Annotated in this window: 14 protein-coding genes; 7 read left to right on the top strand and 7 right to left on the bottom strand. The window is 65.6% G+C overall.

The window, feature by feature from the left end:
• Window positions 1–16: 16 nt before the first annotated feature.
• From CQ050_RS11520 to CQ050_RS11510, 3 genes are all read right to left on the bottom strand, one after another.
• Window positions 17–1,525, bottom strand: a complete 1,509-nt coding sequence (locus CQ050_RS11520; protein WP_105556963.1) for a M81 family metallopeptidase — start codon at window positions 1,523–1,525, stop codon at window positions 17–19.
• A 219-nt stretch (window positions 1,526–1,744) separates the two neighbouring features.
• Window positions 1,745–3,238, bottom strand: a complete 1,494-nt coding sequence (locus tag CQ050_RS11515) for a CoA-acylating methylmalonate-semialdehyde dehydrogenase (RefSeq protein ID WP_105556962.1) — start codon at window positions 3,236–3,238, stop codon at window positions 1,745–1,747.
• A gap of 116 nt (window positions 3,239–3,354) precedes the next feature.
• Window positions 3,355–4,680, bottom strand: coding sequence for an aspartate aminotransferase family protein (locus tag CQ050_RS11510; protein WP_199196789.1), 1,326 nt, complete (start codon window positions 4,678–4,680; stop codon window positions 3,355–3,357).
• Between the two features lie 161 nt (window positions 4,681–4,841).
• Here CQ050_RS11510 and CQ050_RS11505 point away from each other — a divergent pair, with 161 nt between their 5' ends.
• The gene (locus CQ050_RS11505; RefSeq protein WP_105556961.1) at window positions 4,842–6,260 is read left to right on the top strand and encodes a PLP-dependent aminotransferase family protein; all 1,419 of its coding nucleotides are present in this window, start codon (window positions 4,842–4,844) and stop codon (window positions 6,258–6,260) included.
• Window positions 6,261–6,268: 8 nt separating this feature from the next.
• Here the strand turns inward: CQ050_RS11505 and CQ050_RS11500 are convergent, their stop codons facing one another.
• The 4 genes from CQ050_RS11500 to CQ050_RS11485 all read right to left on the bottom strand — a co-directional run bounded on the left by CQ050_RS11500 (window position 6,269) and on the right by CQ050_RS11485 (window position 10,877).
• Window positions 6,269–6,751, bottom strand: coding sequence for a dihydrofolate reductase (locus CQ050_RS11500; RefSeq protein WP_105556960.1), 483 nt, complete (start codon window positions 6,749–6,751; stop codon window positions 6,269–6,271).
• A 101-nt stretch (window positions 6,752–6,852) separates the two neighbouring features.
• Window positions 6,853–8,916 carry a bifunctional diguanylate cyclase/phosphodiesterase gene (locus CQ050_RS11495; RefSeq protein WP_105556959.1) on the bottom strand — a complete coding sequence of 688 codons (2,064 nt, stop codon included), beginning with the start codon at window positions 8,914–8,916 and terminating at the stop codon, window positions 6,853–6,855.
• A gap of 426 nt (window positions 8,917–9,342) precedes the next feature.
• Window positions 9,343–10,314, bottom strand: coding sequence for a thymidylate synthase (locus tag CQ050_RS11490; protein WP_105556958.1), 972 nt, complete (start codon window positions 10,312–10,314; stop codon window positions 9,343–9,345).
• Between the two features lie 119 nt (window positions 10,315–10,433).
• On the bottom strand, window positions 10,434–10,877 hold the full coding sequence (locus CQ050_RS11485) for an OsmC family protein (protein ID WP_105556957.1): 444 nt from the start codon (window positions 10,875–10,877) through the stop codon (window positions 10,434–10,436).
• A 124-nt stretch (window positions 10,878–11,001) separates the two neighbouring features.
• Between CQ050_RS11485 and coq7 the strand changes: the two genes are divergently transcribed.
• From coq7 to CQ050_RS11455, 6 genes are all read left to right on the top strand, one after another.
• Window positions 11,002–11,679: a 2-polyprenyl-3-methyl-6-methoxy-1,4-benzoquinone monooxygenase gene (gene coq7 / locus CQ050_RS11480; protein WP_105556956.1), complete on the top strand. Its 678-nt coding sequence runs from the start codon at window positions 11,002–11,004 to the stop codon at window positions 11,677–11,679.
• Window positions 11,680–12,458: 779 nt separating this feature from the next.
• Window positions 12,459–13,565 (top strand): glycosyltransferase, encoded by a 1,107-nt coding sequence (locus CQ050_RS11475; RefSeq protein ID WP_105556955.1) that lies wholly within the window; start codon window positions 12,459–12,461, stop codon window positions 13,563–13,565.
• Window positions 13,566–13,660: 95 nt separating this feature from the next.
• On the top strand, window positions 13,661–14,938 hold the full coding sequence (gene tviB / locus CQ050_RS11470) for a Vi polysaccharide biosynthesis UDP-N-acetylglucosamine C-6 dehydrogenase TviB (protein ID WP_105556954.1): 1,278 nt from the start codon (window positions 13,661–13,663) through the stop codon (window positions 14,936–14,938).
• Between the two features lie 10 nt (window positions 14,939–14,948).
• Window positions 14,949–15,974, top strand: coding sequence for an SDR family oxidoreductase (locus tag CQ050_RS11465; RefSeq protein WP_105556953.1), 1,026 nt, complete (start codon window positions 14,949–14,951; stop codon window positions 15,972–15,974).
• Between the two features lies 1 nt (window position 15,975).
• Window positions 15,976–17,325 (top strand): murein biosynthesis integral membrane protein MurJ, encoded by a 1,350-nt coding sequence (gene murJ, locus CQ050_RS11460; RefSeq protein WP_105556952.1) that lies wholly within the window; start codon window positions 15,976–15,978, stop codon window positions 17,323–17,325.
• The gene (locus CQ050_RS11455) at window positions 17,326–18,468 is read left to right on the top strand and encodes a glycosyltransferase family 4 protein (protein ID WP_105556951.1); all 1,143 of its coding nucleotides are present in this window, start codon (window positions 17,326–17,328) and stop codon (window positions 18,466–18,468) included.
• Window positions 18,469–18,486: the final 18 nt, after the last annotated feature.

Genomic DNA, 18,486 nt, shown 5'->3' with positions numbered 1-18,486 from the left:
GGGCGGCGTGCGAGGGTCAGGCGGTCGCGGTCCGGCCGGAAAACACCGGTCCGCAAGGCGCCATTCTGATACCGGGACGCAACCGTGTCCATGGTTGTTTTGCCGCATCCATCAGCATGGAGCCTGGCGCTGCGCAAACCAGAATCGTATGGGAGATCGACGTGAAATCCGCACGGAAGTGCGCGGAACTCTTCACCACCAGAATCGCGGCGCGCGTGGGCTCCACCCCTGCGAACCGGAACATCTCCTGGTCGGCCATCTGCACCTTGTTCGAGGCGACGATGATGCGCACGCCGCCGATGCGCAGGCAGGCGCTGGGGCCCAGGTCCATGTGGAAACCGCGGTAGAACGCGCCATGCGTGTCGAAGCGCCCGTCTGAAGTTTTCTCGACAATGAATTCGCTGTCCAGCGGTTCGTCGTCGGGAATACCCGAGTGTCCACCCAGTGCAATCCGCACCTTGTTGCCGACGCCCGCGCGATGCGCCGCCAGGGCCGCGGCCGGGTCCACAATCAGACCGATGGAAGCGTCGCGCGCATCGTGGCGGATCAGCGCGCGCAGCACACCCGTGGTGTCGGAACTGCCGCCCGCGCCAGGGTTGTCTTGCGCGTCGGCGATGACGATGGGCTTGCGGGCGTCCTGCGACAGCCGGATGGCTTCCTGCACGGCTTCGTCCGGGCTGTATAGCCTGCCGCCGAAGTCGCGCTCGGCGTTCAGCACGGCGCGCGCCATTTCCGCGGCCGCCGCGTCGGCGTCGGCCTGTGTCGTGCCGTAGGCCCACACGGTAGGCGCGCATTCGGGGAAGTCCGCAGCGGGGAAACCCGTGGCGAACGACAGGCTGGTCACGCCGCGCGATTCGATCTCGCCCACCAGTTGGTACAGGCTGCGCGAGGGCTCGATATCGGTGGACTGCCAGCAAAGCGAAATCAGATAGGGCAGGGCGCGCAGCGACGCATAGGGCCGCGGCACGCCGGCCAGTCGTAGCGACAGTAGCGCGGCGGCGCGCTGTCCGGTTTCCGCCATGTCGATGTGGGGGTAGGTGCGGTAGCAGACCAGCGCATCGGCGTGGCGCACCATGGCGCGGGTGACGTTCGCGTGCAGGTCCAGGCTGGCGACGACAGGCACGTCGGGTCCGACGAGTGCCCGCACGCGCTTGAGCAGTTCGCCTTCGCCGTCGTCCACGTGTTCGGTGACCATGGCGCCGTGCAGGTCCAGGTACACGCCGTCCAGCGGCATCGCCTCGGACAGGCCTTGCAGGATCAGGGCGCTGATGCGTTCGAACGCGTCTTTGGTCACGAGTCCTGACGGACTGGCGGCGGCCCAGGTGGTGGGTATGAGGGTGTGATGCGCCATGGCTTCGATGAAGCCCGCCACGGGGATGTTCGCGCCCGCCACGGCCGCGAACATCGCGGGCCCGCTGACAAGGCGTGGCCAGCCTCCCCCTTTCTCGGCGAAGTCTTCCCAGGTGGCGCGCGAGGGCGCGAACGTATTGGTCTCGTGCTGAAAACCGCCAATCCCGATGCGCATCTGGCATCCCCTTGTCGTCTTAGTGTTCGGAAGGCGCGGGGACGACACCGCGCCTGGTTCAGTACTCCCCTGGCGCCGGCGCACACCCCGCGATCCACGGATCGGGCGCAGCGCCGCAATCTGGCAAAACCTTCCCGAGCGGGGCCGCGCGGATCCGGCTCTGCCGGTCCGCAGCGGCGCCCCCTCGAGGGGGAAGCGCGCAGCGCTTCGGGGGTGGGCTCACTTCGCCACGGGCATGGTGAATTCCGCGCCCTTGGCGATGCTGTCCGGCCAGCGCTGCATCACGCTCTTGTAGCGGGAATAGAAGCGGATGCCTTCTTCGCCGTAAGCATGATGGTCGCCGAACAGCGAACGCTTCCAGCCGCCGAACGAATGCCAGGCCATGGGCACGGGGATCGGCACGTTGATGCCAACCATGCCCACCTTGATCTGCCGGGCAAAGGCGCGCGCCACGCCGCCGTCGGACGTGAAGCACGCCACGCCGTTGCCGAATTCATGCGCGTTGATCAATTCGACCGCGCTGGCGAAGTCCGGCACGCGCACCACGCAGAGCACCGGGCCGAAGATCTCTTCGCGGTAGATGTTCATGGAAGGCTTGACGTTGTCGAACAGCGTGCCACCCAGGAAGAAGCCCTTTTCGTTGCCGGGCACCGTCAGGCCACGGCCGTCCACGACCATGTCGGCGCCGGAGGCGATCCCGTCTTCGATATAGCCCATGACCTTGTTGCGATGCTGCGCCGTCACCAGCGGGCCCATTTCCGCATCCGGCTGCATGCCGTCCTTGACGACCAGCGCCTTCACTCGCGGGATCAGGCGTTCGACGACCTTGTCGGCCACGTCGCCCACGGCAACGGCCACGGAAATCGCCATGCAGCGTTCGCCGGCCGAACCGTACGCCGCGCCCATCAGCGCATCGGTCACCTGGTCGAGATCCGCATCGGGCATCACCACCAGATGGTTCTTGGCGCCGCCCAGGGCCTGCACGCGCTTGCCGCGCTTGGTGCCTTCGGAGTAGATATATTCAGCAATGGGGGTCGACCCCACGAACGACAACGCTTCGATGTCGGGATGCGCGATCAGGGCGTCCACGGCCTGCTTGTCGCCATGCACCACGTTGAAGACGCCGCCGGGCAGGCCGGCTTCGGTCAGCAGTTCGGCCAGGCGCAGCGAGGCGGACGGGTCGCGTTCCGACGGCTTGAGCACGAAGGTGTTGCCGCAGGCGATGGCCACGGGGAACATCCAGCACGGCACCATCATCGGGAAGTTGAACGGGGTCACGCCGGCCACCACGCCCAGCGCCTGGCGCATGCTCCAGTTGTCGATGCCGCCGCCGATCTGGTCGGAGTACTGGCCCTTGAGCAGTTGCGGGATGCCGCAAGCGAATTCGACGATTTCGATGCCGCGCATGACCTCGCCCTTGGCATCGGAGAAGACCTTGCCGTGTTCGCGCGTGATCAGTTCAGCCAATTCGTCCTGGTGCTGGTCCAGCAGCGCCTTGAAGTTGAACAGGATGCGGGCGCGCTTGAGCGCGGGGGTCTCGGACCAGGCCGGGAAGGCGGCCTTGGCGGCGGCGACGGCCACCGCCACGTCTTCCGTGGAGGCTAGCGGCACCGAGGCGCAGATTTCGCCGGTAGCGGGATTGAAGCCATCGGCGTAGCGGCTGCTGCGGCCTTCGTAGTGCTGGCCGTTGATGAAATGGGAGATCTTCTTCATGGTGTGGAAGCTCGAAAAGCGGGATTCTTCAAAAACGTCCGAGGGCGGCCATCGGCCGCCCGCGAAGCTGGGTCAATGCGCACGGCGCTGCCGCGGCAAGGGGCTTGCGATGCCGCTCAAGCGACCTCTTTCAGGACCTTGCCGATCTGTTCGAAGATCTGGCCGATCTGGGCCTCTTCGATGATCAGCGGCGGCGAGACGGCAATGATGTCGCCGGTATAACGCACCATCAGGCCGCTGTCGAAGCACTTCTGGAATACTTCGCTGGCACGGGCGCCGGGCGCCCCTGCGCGCGGCGACAGTTCAATGCCGGCCACCAGGCCCAGGTTGCGCACGTCGATGACGTGCGGCGCGCCCTTCAGGCCGTGCACGGCTTCCTGGAAGGCGCCGGAGAGCTTGCGGGCGCGGGCGAACAGGTCTTCGCGGCGGTAGATGTCCAGCGTCGCCAGAATGGCGGCGGCAGCCAGCGGGTGCGCCGAATAGGTGTAGCCGTGGAAGAACTCGATGCCGCCCGCGGGGCCATTGACGATGGCGTCGTGGACTTCGCGTTTGACGGCGACCGCGCCTGCCGGCACCGCGGCGTTGCTGACGCCCTTGGCCATGGCGATGATGTCCGGCGTCACGCCGAAGAACTCGGACGCGGTGGCGGCGCCCAGGCGGCCATAGGCGGTGATGACTTCGTCGAAAATCAGCAGGATGCCGTGCTTGGACGTGATTTCGCGCAGCTTTTCCAGATAGCCCTTGGGCGGGATCAGGACGCCCGTGGAGCCGGCCATGGGTTCCACGATGACGGCGGCGATGGTGGAGGCGTCGTGCAGCGCGACAATGCGTTCCAGTTCGTCGGCCAGGTTGGCGCCCCAGGCCGGCTGGCCCTTGGAGTAGGCGTTCTGTTCCAGGTTATGGGTATGCGGCAGGTGGTCCACGGCGGGCAGCAGCGCGCCGGAGAAGGTCTTGCGGTTGGTCGAGATGCCGCCGACCGAGATGCCGCCGAAGCCCACGCCGTGATAGCCGCGTTCCCGGCCGATCAGGCGGGTGCGCTGGCCTTCGCCACGAGCGCGGTGATAGGCCAGGGCGATTTTCAGGGACGTATCGACGGATTCAGAGCCGGAGTTCGTGAAGAAAACGCGGTCCAGACCTTGCGGCATCAAGCCGGCGACGGCCGTGGCGGCTTCGAAAGCCAGCGGATGGCCCAGTTGGAAGCCGGGCGCGTAGTCCATGATGCCGGCCTGGCGGGAAATCGCATCGACGATTTCCTGGCGGCCGTGGCCGGCGTTGACGCACCACAGGCCGGCCGTGCCGTCCAGGATCTGGCGGCCATCAGCCGAGGTGTAGTGCATGCCTTTGGCCGTTGCCAACATGCGCGGGTGTGCCTTGAACTGCTTGTTGGCAGTGAAGGGCATCCAGAGATGGGACAAATCGGGCAAGTTGGCGGGGGCGTTCATGGCGGCTCCAGAGAATGGACAACCGGCGGGTCTGCATGGAAAGGGCGCAACCACCGGGATTCGAATGATTCTGGTACGTCGCGCAGGGAATGAAAATATACGATCTGCGCAAATGCCGCTAACTGTATAGTTGCAGGTGGTCTAACTGTACAGTTTTCTTCGTGATCGATTTCCAGCCCAACCGCGCCCGTGGACTCGCGCCGACCTTGGTCGAGCAGCTGGTCAACGCCATCCTGCGCGCCATCGAAGCGCAGACGCTGCGTCCGGGTATGTCCCTACCCTCGGTCCGTGAATTCGCCCGCCAGTACGGTGTCAGCACATTCACGGTGGCCAGCGCCTATAGCCGCCTGGTGTCGCTGGGCTGGCTGGCGGCGCGGCCCGGCGCCGGCTACCGGGTGGCATCGCCGGACGCGCCCGCGCGGCAAAGCGAGCCCCTGTCCTGGGAGCCGCCGCGCCTGAACGCCGGCTGGCTGCTGTCGGACATCTTCGCGGATCACTCCATCCCCATCAAATCGGGGTGCGGCTGGTTGCCTGGGGAATGGCTGAACGAAGAGGGCATGCACCTGGCGCTGCGCCACATGGGGCGCGTGCCGGCGATGCGCATCGCCAATTACGGTCACCCCTATGGCTACGCGCCGTTGCGCGAGACGATCGCGGCCAGCCTGAGCGCGCAGGGCATGGAGGTGGAAGTTTCACAGGTGCTGCTGACCCAGGGCGTGTCGCATGGGCTGGACATGGTCAGCCGCACGCTGCTGCGGCCGGGCGACACGGTGGTGGTGGAGCAGCCCGCCTACGCGAATCTGCTGCAGCTGCTGCGCCTGCTGGGCCTGCGCGTGGTAGCCGTGCCGCGCACGGCCGACGGGCTGGATTGCGAAGCCCTGGAACGCGTCGTGGCCCAGCATCAGCCACGCGCGCTGTACATCAATACGGCATTGCAGAACCCATCGGGCGCCAGCATCGGCATGGCCAATGCGTTTCGCATCCTGCAAGTGGCCGAGCGGCATGGCTTGTGGGTGATCGAGGACGACATTTCCCGCGACCTGGCGCCGGGCGTGACGCCGATGTTGGCCGCGCTGGACGGTGCCCGGCGGGTGATTTACCTGGGCGGCTATTCCAAGGTCATCAGCCCGTCGGTGCGGGTGGGCTACGTGGTGGCGCACCGCGACCTGACCCGCGACTTCGCGCGGACCAAGATGGCGGTGGGTCTGACGTCGCCCGAAATCATGGAGCGCATCGTGCACCAGGTCATCCGCGAGGGGCGCTACCGCGCGCACATCGCGCGGACCCGCGAGCGGCTGGCCGAGGCGCATGCCGTCGTCGCCGGGCGGATGCAGCAGCACGGGTTCGAGATTTACGGACGGCCCCAAGGGGGCTTGTTCCTGTGGGCCAAGGTGGCCGGGCAGTGGCGCGAACGCGGCGCCAACGGCTTGGCCGAGTTGGCGTTGAAGGACGGAATCTGGCTGGCGCCGGGTTCGTACTTCGAAGTGGACGAAGCCGATACGCCCTGGGTGCGATTCAACGTGGCGTATTCCGAGGCGCCCGCGCTGTGGCGGTTCATGAGGGATGCGGGGGCCGCCTGAGGGGGGCTTCAGCGTTCGTACGTAACGAAGTCGTAGTCGTAGCCGTTCTCGGCGGGCTGGGGTTCGCGCGCCGTTTCCTTCCATTCGAAGGCAGGCAGCAGCGGGAAAAAGGCGTCGCCATCCACCTGGGCGTGGACTTCGGTGGCCAGCACGCGTTGCGCCAGCGGCAGTGCTTGCGCGTAGATCTGCGCGCCGCCGATCACGAAGGCCTGGTCCACGTCGCCGCAAGCGGCAATGGCGGCGTCCAGCGTGGGGACGACGGTCGCGCCGGAGGCGATGAAATCCGGGTTGCGGCTGATCACGATGTTGGTGCGGCCGGGCAGCGGGCGGCCCAGCGAATCCCAGGTCTTGCGGCCCATGACGATGGGATGGCCCAGCGTGCTGCGCTTGAAATGCGCCAGATCGCCCGGCAGTTTCCAGGGCAAGGCGTTGTCGCGTCCGATGACGCGGTTGTCGGAATAGGCAACGATCAGGGTCAGGCTGGCGGGCATGCGGGGGCAACGGTGGGGACGGCCGGGAGTCGGCCGATCGGACGGCGTAAGCGTAGCAAATTCCGCCGAAGCCAGCCGGCCACCCTTTATCCCGCCGCCCTTTATCCGGCCGCGTGTTCCAGGAATTCCGTCGCGGGCATCGGGCGGCCCAGCAGGAAGCCCTGCAGGGAATCGCAGCCCAGCCCGGTCAGGAATTTCTGCTGCGCCGCTGTCTCGACGCCTTCGGCGACGATCCGCAGGTTCAGTTGCTGCGCCAGCGCGACGATGGCCGACACGATGGCAGCGTCTTCGTTGTCGTTTTCAAGCTGGTTCACAAAGCCGCGGTCGATCTTCAACTCGGTCGCAGGCAGGCGTTTCAGGTAGAGCAGGCTGGAATAGCCCGTGCCGAAGTCGTCAATGGAGATGGTCACGCCCAGGCCGGACAGGCGCTTGAGCACGGCCAGGCTGGCCTCGGCGTCGCGCATGGCCGTGGACTCGGTCACTTCCAGCGTCAGGCACGCGGGCGGCACGTCGTGCCGCGCCAGGGCGGCGCGCACCGTTTCCACCAGGCCGGCGTGGGCGAACTGCAGCGCCGAAATGTTGACGGCGATGGTCCAGTGGCCCTGGCCGGCGTTGATCCATTCCCGCATCTGGCGGCAAGCGTCATTGATGACCCATTCCCCGATCGGCAGGATCAAACCCGTCTTTTCGGCGATGGGAATGAACTGGTCCGGACCGACCAGGCCGCGGGTCGGGTGATTCCAACGCAGCAGCGCTTCGGCGCCCATGATGGGGCCGGCGGGCGCCTCGTACTTGGGCTGGTAGTGCAGCACGAACTGGTCGCGCTCCTGCGCCAGGCGCAGGTCGTGCAGCAGTTCGATCTGTTCGTGCGCGTCCGCGTTCATGGATGGCTCGAAGAAGCTGTAGCCGGTGCCGCCTAGACGCTTGGCGTGGTACATCGCGGCGTCGGCGTTGGTCAGCAGGCTGTGGGTGTCTTCGCCATCGTTGGGGTAGATTGCGATCCCCACGCTGGACGTCACCAGCACTTCGTGCCCGTAGACCATGACCGGGCGGGCGATGGCTTCGATCAGCCGGTCGGCCACGTTCGCGCCGTCGGTGGGCTCGATGACTTCGCTCAGCACGATGAATTCGTCACCGCCCAGCCGCGCCACCGTATCCTGCGTGCGCAGGGCTTGCCGGATGCGCTGCGCCAGATCGATCAGCAGGGCGTCTCCGGTGTGGTGGCCGTAAGCGTCATTGACCGCCTTGAAACCGTCCAGGTCGAAGAAGAGCACGGCGAAGTAGCCCTTGCGGCGGCTGGCGCTTTCGATCGCCTGCTCCATCCGGTCTTCAAGCAGGATGCGGTTGGGTAATTTGGTCAGCGTGTCGTGCAGCGCCAGTTGCACCAATTCTTCGTTGGCCTCGGCCAGCGACGAGGCCAACGCCGACGTGCGCGCCTCCAGCCGGTTGTCCAGCACGGCGACGACGAGCGCGATGGCCAGCACGCTGAGCGTCACGGCGGTGACGGCGATGGCCAGCCAGCCGGCCGAGATACCGCCGTCGGCGGCCATGCAGATGCTGCCGGCCGGGAAGCCCGCGGCCTCCATGCCTGAATAGTGCATGCCGACGATGGCGAGGCCCATGGCCCCCGACGCCAGGGGCCGGGACCAGGCCATGCGAGGCCCGTCCTGGCGCAGCCGGTAAGTGATCCAGAGCGCGGCGCCGGAGGCGGCCACGGCGATCAGGATGGACAGCGAGAACCACAGGGTGTCGTAGACGATGCCGGGCGTCATGCGCATCGCGGCCATGCCCAGGTAGTGCATCGCGGCGATCCCGGCGCCCATCAGCAGGGCGCCGGCCACCAGCCTGCGCCAAGGCAGCTCGTCCTTGCACACGATCCAGAGGGCGAAGGCCGAGCAGCCGATGGCGATCCCCAGCGACAGGACGGTCAGAGGCAGGTCGTAGCCCATGGGAATGGGCAGGTTGAAGGCCAGCATGCCGACGAAGTGCATGGACCAGATGCCGATGCCCATGGCAAGCGCGCCGCCCGCCAGCCAGTAGCGCGCAGCCGGCAGCCCGTTCGACGCCCGCACGCGATTGGCCATGCCCAACGCCGTGTATGACGCCAGAATGGCGACCCCTAAGGATACGAGGACGAGCGAAGGGTTATAAGTTCCAACGAGCATGTGTGGGTCCTGTCCTGAGCGCTTGCTGCGATCGCGCCGGCCTCAAATCAAATCAATTAGTAGTCAACAGTTGCAATTCGGTCGCAAGACAATTCCTGCTGTCGACGCTGGCGATTTACCTACTCTCTTGTCGGGAAGGGGGATGCGGCGGGCGGGCGATGCCTGCGGTCGGCGCTGCCGGATGGGCCGCGCGGCTGCGCGGCTGGCGGTACGCGCGGCTCGGCATGGGCCGGTCGGCAGCCGCGGCGCGCAGCGCATTATGGACGCGCGTCCGAGGCTAAGGGATGGGTTATACCGAAATCGCGCTTCCAGATGCTCACCAATCTTCACTTATGCCGGCAGGCGCGGCGTGTCGGCCTGCGGCAAGGACTGCGGCGGCGCCTGCGCGCATCCCGGCCCGCCGGAGTTGGCGCGCCGGGCGCGATCTTACACGGCCATGGGCGCGGTGAGCGGGGCGTGATGCGTGTAGCCGGACAGCGAGAAATCGCCCGGCTCCACTTTTTCCAGCCATTCGGGTTCGTAGCGGCCCGTCACGGCGAAATCGGGAATGCGGTCGGACAGCACCAGCTTGGGCGATTCGTACGGCTCGCGCTTGAGCTGTTCGCGCAACATCGGCAGGTGGTTCTCGTAGATGTGGGCATCGCCGATGAAATACGTGAACCAGCGCGGGGTGTAGCCGGTCAGGCGCCCCACCAGATGCAGCAGCGCGGCGCCTTCGGTCAGATTGAAGGGCGTGCCCAGGCCGACATCGTTGGAACGGATGTACAGGCACAGCGAGATTTCGCGGGTGGTCGCGTTGGGCAGGAACTGGTAGAGCAAATGGCAGGGCGGCAGGGCCATTTCTTCGATCTGGGCCCAGTTCCAGCCGTGGAACAGGATGCGGCGGTCGCCCGGGCGCTCGTGGATGGTGTCCAGGCATTGACGCAACTGGTCCACCGCCTTGTACAGCAGCACCTTCGGGACGCCGCCTTCTTCCAGGTCGGCCACTTTGGCATAGCCGCGCGCCAGCGCGTCGTCGATTTGCGCCGGGCGGCTGGCGTCCAGCAACTTGTAGGCGGGCCACTGGCGCCATTGCACGCCATAGACCGGGCCCAGGTCGTCCGGGCCTTCGCGATACGGGTTGGCCAGCCATTGGCTGTTTTCATTGGCGTTCTGGTCCCAGACCTTGCAGCCCAGCTCACGGAATTCGGCGGCGCTGCGCGAGGCGCGCATGAAGCCCACCATTTCGCCGATGGCGGACTTGAACGCCAATTTTTTGGTGGTGACGGCGGGAAAGCCCTTTTGCAGGTCGAACCGCAATGAGGCGCCCGGCATGCTGAGCGTGCGTATGCCCGTCCGGTTCTCCTGCCACGCGCCGGTGTCCAGAATGGATTGAACGAGGTCCAGGTATTGTTTCATGGCGGTCCTTGTGTTCGCCCGCCCCGCGGGTGACGCAAATTGGCCGCCGCGTGCGACGCGGCGGCGCTTATCAAGATAGAGAAGAAGGGATAGGGCGAATTACACCACGCGAGCGTGCCTCAGGCGGCCGCCGGCGTTTCCTGGGTATCGACGATTTCAACCGAAAACGTCAGTGCCGCCGTTTTCTCGAGCATGGCCGAGGCAGAGCAGTACTTTTCGTGGGACAACTGCACGGCGCGCTCGACCGCGGCCTGCGGCAGGTTGCGGCCCGTGACCGTGAAAGCGAAGTGGATGCGGGTGAAAACCTTGGGATCGGCATCCGCACGCTCGGCCTGGAGCTTGACGCTGCAGCCGGTGACCGCATGGCGGCCGCGCTTGAGGATCAGGACGACGTCGTACGCCGTGCAGCCGCCGGTACCGGCCAGCAGCATTTCCATCGGGCGGGGCGCCAGGTTGTGTCCGCCGCCATCCACGGCGCCGTCCATCACGGCCACGTGGCCGCTGCCGGTGCTGGCGGTAAAGAGCATGCCGTTCGGGCCGCCCCAGTCGATCGTGCATTCCATGTTGTGTGTCCTTGAGCGTTGAGCGCAGTCAATGATTGATGATACCTGTTGCGTACAATTCCAGGCATGAGAGCCCCGCCCCGCATCAGGGGTGTGTGGCGCCTGTTTCGCCAAGGAGTTGCCCATGTCCACCGCCCTGTCAAAATCCGGCCCCGTTTCTTTCCTGCGCCGGACCAGCCCCCTGGATGCGTTGCTGGCCGAAGCGGACCGCGCACTGAGGGTGCTGTCCAACAGCGCGACCGCCAGCAGGCCGTACCCGGCCAGAGCCGAAGAACCGCTTACCGCCCTGTCCGCGCAGGAAAAGCGGCATGCGGCCGGCCTGATGCGCGTGAACCATGTGGGCGAGATCTGCGCGCAGGCGCTATACCGCGGGCAGGCGTCGGTTTGCCGCGAAGCCGCGCCGCGGGCACTACTGCTGAACGCGGCCTCCGAGGAAGTCGACCACCTGGTGTGGTGCAACGAGCGCCTGACCGAGCTGGGCAGCCGGCCCAGCTTGCTCAATCCGGTCTGGTACGCCGGTTCGTTTGCCCTGGGCGTGCTGGCCAGTTATGCGGGCGTTCCCCGCAACCTTGGTTTCATGGCCGAGACCGAACGCCAGGTAGAGGCGCATCTGGAAGAGCATCTACGCACCTTGCCGGTGCACGATGAGCGATCGCGCGAGATCGTTCGCAAGATGAAGGACGACGAAGCCGAGCACCGCGCCAGCGCCGAGCGGGCAGGGGGCGTGCCCCTGCCAGGCCCCGTAAAGGCCGCAATGCGGGCGATGTCCAAGGTGATGACGACGACGGCTTACTGGATCTGACAGGGCCTGTAGCCGAAATGTTGCAGTGCGCAAATTCGGCCGCATGCTGGTGCAAGGCGCACCAATACGGTGCAAATAACAGGGTGGGATTACCCGATACCGTCTAGGGTTAGTCCGCAATGGGTTTACCCGTTTGGCAAAAACCCTTTTTTCGGCAAGGTCGTTGATAGCCGCGGGTCTCCAGGGGGTGCTGCCGGAATTTGCGGCGAAAATGCAACGCGAAAACGCGCCTTCCAAAGAGATTAAAAAAATTCTTGCATCGCACAAAAAACCTCGGTACTATTCACTCATCGGATGTTGAAACGCAGTCGGCGCGGTGCAAAACCCCGAACGCGTAGCGAGCAGAAGGCCAGCTCCCAACATGCCACGGTTGTCTCCTCCACCCTCCTCCTTTGGTGGATTTAGCCCGAGATCTCACGATCTCGGGCTTTTTTTTGTCCTGAATCAATCCGTCCCTATTTTGTTGCAAGATATGCCGGAGCCGGTTGGCCTGGAGCGTTTCCTCCCTATGGCGGTCTCCGCGTTTTCCCTGGGATATTTCGGGTGTTGCCTGACGGAAAGCTCTACAATCACCGCATGAAATCCGTCCTTCCGCGCACCCGCGGTTTCGTTGCAACAGCCCCCTTCAACCAGCGGTCTGGCTGTGGACGAACGGCCCGGCTCGGGGTGTTACGTTTCGTGCCCGTGAATTGCACTTCCTTATCCCTCCCATATATGGGCGTTACACCTGCCTCCGATAATGGCGGGCCTGTCTCGATAGACCAACCAGAGGTGATTCTGTGACCTGGCTGTATATCTGCGTGGTCGCGTTCATGGTGGGCGGACTCATCGTGTGGTCGGAGCGCTGGCACGGCCGGTTTACCGGCGACAGCGATCTGAACAAGCCGCAAGCAAACCATTCCCGCGCCACGCCGCGCGTCGGCGGCCTGGCCGTGCTTGCCGGCACTTTGCTGGGCCTGCTGGTGCTGGGCCCCGCCAACATGACACTGACGTGGTTGTGGCCGGCGTTGTTCGTCGCCGCGTTGCCGGTGTTCGTGGCCGGCCTGCTGGAAGACATCACAAAAGATATCGGCGCCAGCAAGCGTTTGCTGGCGGCCTTCCTGTCGGCGGCCATCGCCTGGTGGCTGCTGGGCGGCGTCAGCCGTGTCGGCATGGCGCCGGTGGACTACGTCCTGTCGTTCTGGCCGGTGTCGCTGCTGTTCACCATGTTCGCGGTGGGCGGCTGTACGCATGCGCTGAACATCGTGGACGGCATGAACGGCCTGGCCGGCATGGTCGCCACCTTGATGGCGGTGTCGATCAGCCTGGTGGCCATGCAAGTGGGCGACGTGCCGATCTTCCTGATTTCGGCCGCATTGGCGTCGGCCACCCTGGGCTTCCTGGTCTGGAACTTCCCGTTCGGACGCGTGTTCCTGGGTGACGGCGGCGCGTACTTCCTGGGCTTCATGCTGGCTGAACTGGCCGTGCTGCTGGTGGTCCGCAATCCGTCGGTGTCGCCGTTCTACGCGCTGGCCGTGCTGTTCTACCCCGTATTCGAAACCGGCTTTTCGATCTGGCGCCGGCGCTTCAAGCGCGGCGTCCCGGTCGATCAGCCGGATGCCTTGCACCTGCATCAGTTGGTATTCCGCCGGCTGGTCCGCGTGACGTTCAGCCGCGGCCGCCGTCATGCGGTGCCCGCGTTGTGCAATGCGATGGCGTCGCCCTACATGTGGGTGCTGGCGCTGATCGGCCTGGTGCCGGCCACGATCTGGTGGGACAACGCGTGGGCGCTCGGCGCCAGCCTCGTAGTGTTCGCCAGCGTCTACATCTGGCTGTATGCGCGGCTGGTCTCCTGGCGCCGGCCGGGATGGCTGCTGCTGCCGTCCGTTTTGAAAACCACGGATTAGGTTTGAGTGCCCCGGCGAATGCCGCCGGGGGCTCGGTTATCTATCACCCGACCATCTTTAAAATGCCGTAATCGTTCTACGGTGAAGGGAGAGTTATGTTGCGAATTCAGGATGTGAAACTCGCTGTCGTGGGCCTGGGCTACGTCGGTCTGCCGCTTGCGGTGGAGTTCGGCAAGAAGCGCTCGGTCATCGGTTTCGATATCAATACGCGCCGCATCGACGCATTGAAGGCCGGGCACGATCACACGCTGGAAGTCAGCGACGCAGAGCTGGCTGAAGCCGCTCAGCTGCGCTACACCGCCGACCGCGCCGAGCTGGGCCAGGCCAACGTGTTCATCGTGACCGTGCCGACGCCCATCGACGAGTACAAGCAGCCTGACCTGACCCCGCTGGTCAAAGCCAGCGAGACCATCGGCGCGGTACTCAAGCGCGGCGATATCGTCATCTATGAATCCACCGTTTACCCGGGCGCCACGGAAGAAGACTGCGTGCCCGTGCTGGAACGCGTGTCGGGCCTGAAGTTCAACGTGGACTTCTACGCAGGCTACAGCCCGGAGCGCATCAACCCGGGCGACAAGGATCACCGTGTCAGCACGATCAAGAAGGTCACCTCGGGCTCGACGCCCGAAGTCGCCGAGCTGGTCGACCAGCTGTACAAAGAGATCATCACCGCCGGCACGCATAAGGCGTCCAGCATTCGCGTCGCCGAAGCCGCCAAGGTGATCGAGAACACGCAGCGCGACGTCAACATCGCGCTGATCAACGAACTGGCCCTGATCTTCAACAAGATGGGCATCGACACCGAAGCCGTGCTGCAAGCCGCCGGCACCAAGTGGAACTTTCTGCCGTTCCGTCCGGGTCTGGTGGGCGGCCACTGCATTGGCGTGGACCCGTACTACCTGACGCACAAGGCGCAATCGATCGGCTATCACCCCGAGATCATCCTGGCGGGCCGCCGCCTGAACGACTCCATGGGGGGGTATGTGGTGTCGCAGCTGGTCAAGGCGATGACCAAGCAACGCATCCATGTGCAAGGCGCGCGCGTGCTGGTCATGGGCCTGGCCTTCAAGGAAAACTGCCCCGACCTGCGCAACACGCGCATCGTGGACATTGTTGGCGAACTGCGCGACTACAACGTCGACGTGGACGTCTACGACCCGTGGGTTGACCCGGAAGAGGCGATGCACGAGTACGGCCTGACCCCGGTGGCCAAGCTTGAAGAAGGCAAGTACGACGCCGTGATCCTGGCGGTGGCGCACAACCAGTTCAAGGCCCTGGGCGCCGAAGGCATCCGTAAGCTGGGCAAGGCCCAACATATTCTCTATGACCTGAAATACGTGCTGTCGGCTGCCGAATCCGATTTGCGCCTGTAAGGATTCAGATATGACGACGCGTTTTGACACCATCAAGCAGGAACTGACCGCCGCGCCGCGCAAGTGGCTCGTGACCGGATGCGCCGGCTTCATCGGCTCGAACCTGCTGGAGACCCTGCTGAAGCTGAACCAGACCGTCACCGGCCTGGACAACTTTGCCACCGGCCACCAGCGCAACCTGGACGAAGTCCGCGCATCGGTCTCGGCCGAGCAATGGGCGCGCTTCACCTTCGTGGAAGGCGATATTCGCGACCTGGACGCCTGCCACCGCGCCGTTCAGGGCGTGGACTTCGTGTTGCATCAGGCCGCGCTGGGTTCCGTGCCGCGTTCATTGAAGGATCCGATCACCACCAACGAGGTGAACATCGGCGGCTTCCTGAACATGCTGGTTGCCGCGCGCGACGCGGAAGTGAAGTCGTTCGTCTATGCGGCGTCCAGCTCCACCTACGGCGACCATCCGGCATTGCCCAAGGTCGAAGAGAACATCGGCAAGCCGTTGTCGCCCTACGCCGTGACCAAGTACGTGAACGAACTGTACGCCGATGTGTTTGCGCGTTCGTACGGGTTCGAAACCGTGGGCCTGCGCTACTTCAATGTGTTCGGCAAGCGTCAGGATCCGGACGGCGCTTACGCCGCCGTGATCCCGAAGTGGACCGCCGCGATGATCAAGGGCGACGACGTCACCATCAATGGCGACGGCGAAACCAGCCGCGACTTCTGCTTCGTGGACAACGCGGTGCAGGCCAACCTGCTGGCCGCGATGGCCCCGGCGGAAGGCCGCAACCAGGTCTACAACGTGGCCGTCAGCGGCCGCAGCACGCTGAACGACCTGTTCGGCTTCCTGGTCAAGGCCTTGGGCAACGAGAACGTGAACTACGGCAAGAAGCCGGTCTATGCCGACTTCCGCCCGGGCGACGTGCGCCATTCGCAGGCCGACGTCAGCAAGGCGGGCCGTCTTCTGGGCTATGCGCCGTCGCATACGGTGCTGCAGGGCCTGGAAGTGGCCATGCCCTGGTACACGCAATTCCTGCGTTGATTTGAAAGCACTCGTCCGCAAACTCGGCAACATCCACCCGGACCACCAGCGCATCTTCAAGGGCGCTTTCCGGGTGGCCGTGTTCCTGCTGCTGGGCAAGGCCGCCGGCGCCATCAAAGAGATGGCGGTGGCCTACCGGTACGGCGTCAGCGACGCCGTGGATGCCTACCAATTCACGATGACCATGGCCACGTGGCTGCCGGTCACGATCGTGGGCGTGCTGTCGGTGGTCTTGATCCCGGTGCTTGTGCGGTTGCGCCGCGCGGAAGACGCCGAACGCGACCAATTCATCAAAGAACTCCAGGGCTGGGTGGCTGCGGCCGGCATCGCGCTGGCCATCGCCACCTGGTTCGCCTGGCCGTATGTGCTGGACTTGCTGGGCAAGGGCCTGCCGGATCGCGTGCGCGGCATGACGGGCGACCTGCTCGTCGCTTTCGCCCCGGTGTCGGCGCTGCTGCTGATTGCCGGCATCAGCGCTGCGCGCTTGCGCGCCCATGAACGCCACGTCAATACGTTGCTGGACAGCGTGCCCGCCGTGGCGACGCTGGCCTGGGTGATGCTGGCCGTCAGCGCCGATGGCGTCGGGCCCTTGCTATGGGGCACGCTGGTCGGCTATGCCATCCAGACGGTCTGGCTGGCCTGGCTGGCGGCGCGGGCGGACAACGGGTTCTGGGGCGCGCCGCGCCTGACGCTGCGTTCGCCGCATTGGCCTGAACTGATGGGCGCCGCGGGCGTGATGCTGATCGGCCAGGTGGCGATGAGCTTCGTCGGCCCGCTGGACCAGTACGCCGCGGCCAACCTGGGCGCCAACGCGAACGCGACGCTGGGCTACGCCAGCCGGCTGCTTTCCTTGCTGCTGGGCATCGGCGCCGTGTCGGTGGGCCGCGCCGCGCTGCCGGTGCTGGCCGACGTGCAAGCGCGGGGCGACACCGGCCGCGCGCGCGGCATGGCGCTGAAATGGTCGGTGCTGATGGTGGGCGCGGGCGCCGTCGCCGTCGCGATCGGCTGGGTGCTGGCCCCGTGGGGCGTGTCGGTGCTGTTCCAGCGCGGCGCCTTCACTGCTGAAAACACCGAGGCCGTCGCGCATGTGTTGCGCTGGGGCCTGCTGCAATTGCCTTTCTATTTTGGCGTGCTGATCCTGGTGCAGTTGCTGGCCAGCCAGAACCGCTATCGCATCATGGCCGCCATCGCCGTCGCCAATTTTGCGCTGAAGGCGGTATTGAACACCGTGCTGGCGCCCAAGATGGGCGCGGCCGGCATCATGCTGGCGACCAGCCTCATGTATGTGCTGTCCTTCGCGTGCTACCTGGTGGTGGCCATGCGCAAGGCCGAACCCAAGGAGGCCGATTGAATGTCCCAAGCCGATTCCGGCCGTGCCCTGCGCGTCCTGCTTTTCATCCATTCGCTGCATGGCGGCGGCGCTGAACGCGTTGCCGCCGACCTGAGCGCCCACTGGGCCGAGATGGGGCGCGACGTGATGGTGGTGACGCAGGCCGGCGCCGAAGGCGACGTCTATGCCCTGCACCCCAAGGTCCGCCGCGAAGTCCTGCATACGGCAGGCGAGGGCGGCGGCCTGCGCGGCATCTGGAGCAACGTGCAGCGCGTGCGCGCGTTGCGCCGGGTGATCAAGGCGTTCCGGCCGGACATCGTGCTGGGCATGATGACCACGGCATCCGTGCTTTCCGTGCTGGCCAGTACCGGCCTGGGCTGCCGCGTGATCGCCACGGAACATACGCATCCGCCGTCACAGACCTTGTCGGGCCTGTGGCTGCGCTTGCGCCGGCTGACCTATCCGCGCGCCGCTCGTGTCGTTGCACTGACGCGCGGCACGGCCGACTGGATTGAACAGCACGTGCCCGGCTCCCGGCTGGCGGTCATTCCCAACCCGGTGCATTGGCCCTTGCCGCGCGCCGAACCGCTGCTGATCCCGGTGTCGGGCGACGGACGCAAGCGATTGCTGGCGGTCGGCCGGCTGCATGCGGACAAGGGTTTCGACCTGCTGGTCCAGGCGTTCGCCGCGCTGGCGCCATCGCATCCGGACTGGGATCTGGTTATCCTTGGCGAAGGCGGGGAACGCGCGGCCCTGCAAGCGCAGGTGGACAAGGCCGGCCTGGCGCCGCGCGTGTCGATGCCCGGACGCGCCGGCAACGTGGGCGATTGGTACAAGAGCGCCGACCTATACGTGCTGACCTCCCGCTTTGAGGGGCTGTCCAACACCTTGCTTGAATCGATGGCCAGCGGCTTGGCGGCCGTGTCTTTCGATTGCGATACCGGCCCGCGTGAAATCGTGCGGGAGGGTATCGACGGCGTGCTGGTCCGGCCCAACGGCGATGTGCCCGCGCTGTGCAAGGCGCTGGCGGACGTCATGAGCGATGATGCCGCGCGCCAACGCATGGGGCAGGCGGCGACTGACGTGCGTGACCGATTTTCGGCCACGCGCGTGCTGCAACAATGGCAAGAACTTTTTGACGGCGTGCGCGCATCGGGCCGGTAGGCCCGCGCGGCGCGCCGT

The organism is Achromobacter sp. MYb9, assembly GCF_002975275.1.
Classification (GTDB): domain Bacteria; phylum Pseudomonadota; class Gammaproteobacteria; order Burkholderiales; family Burkholderiaceae_B; genus Achromobacter.
This window is presented reverse-complemented; position numbering and strand designations above follow the sequence as displayed.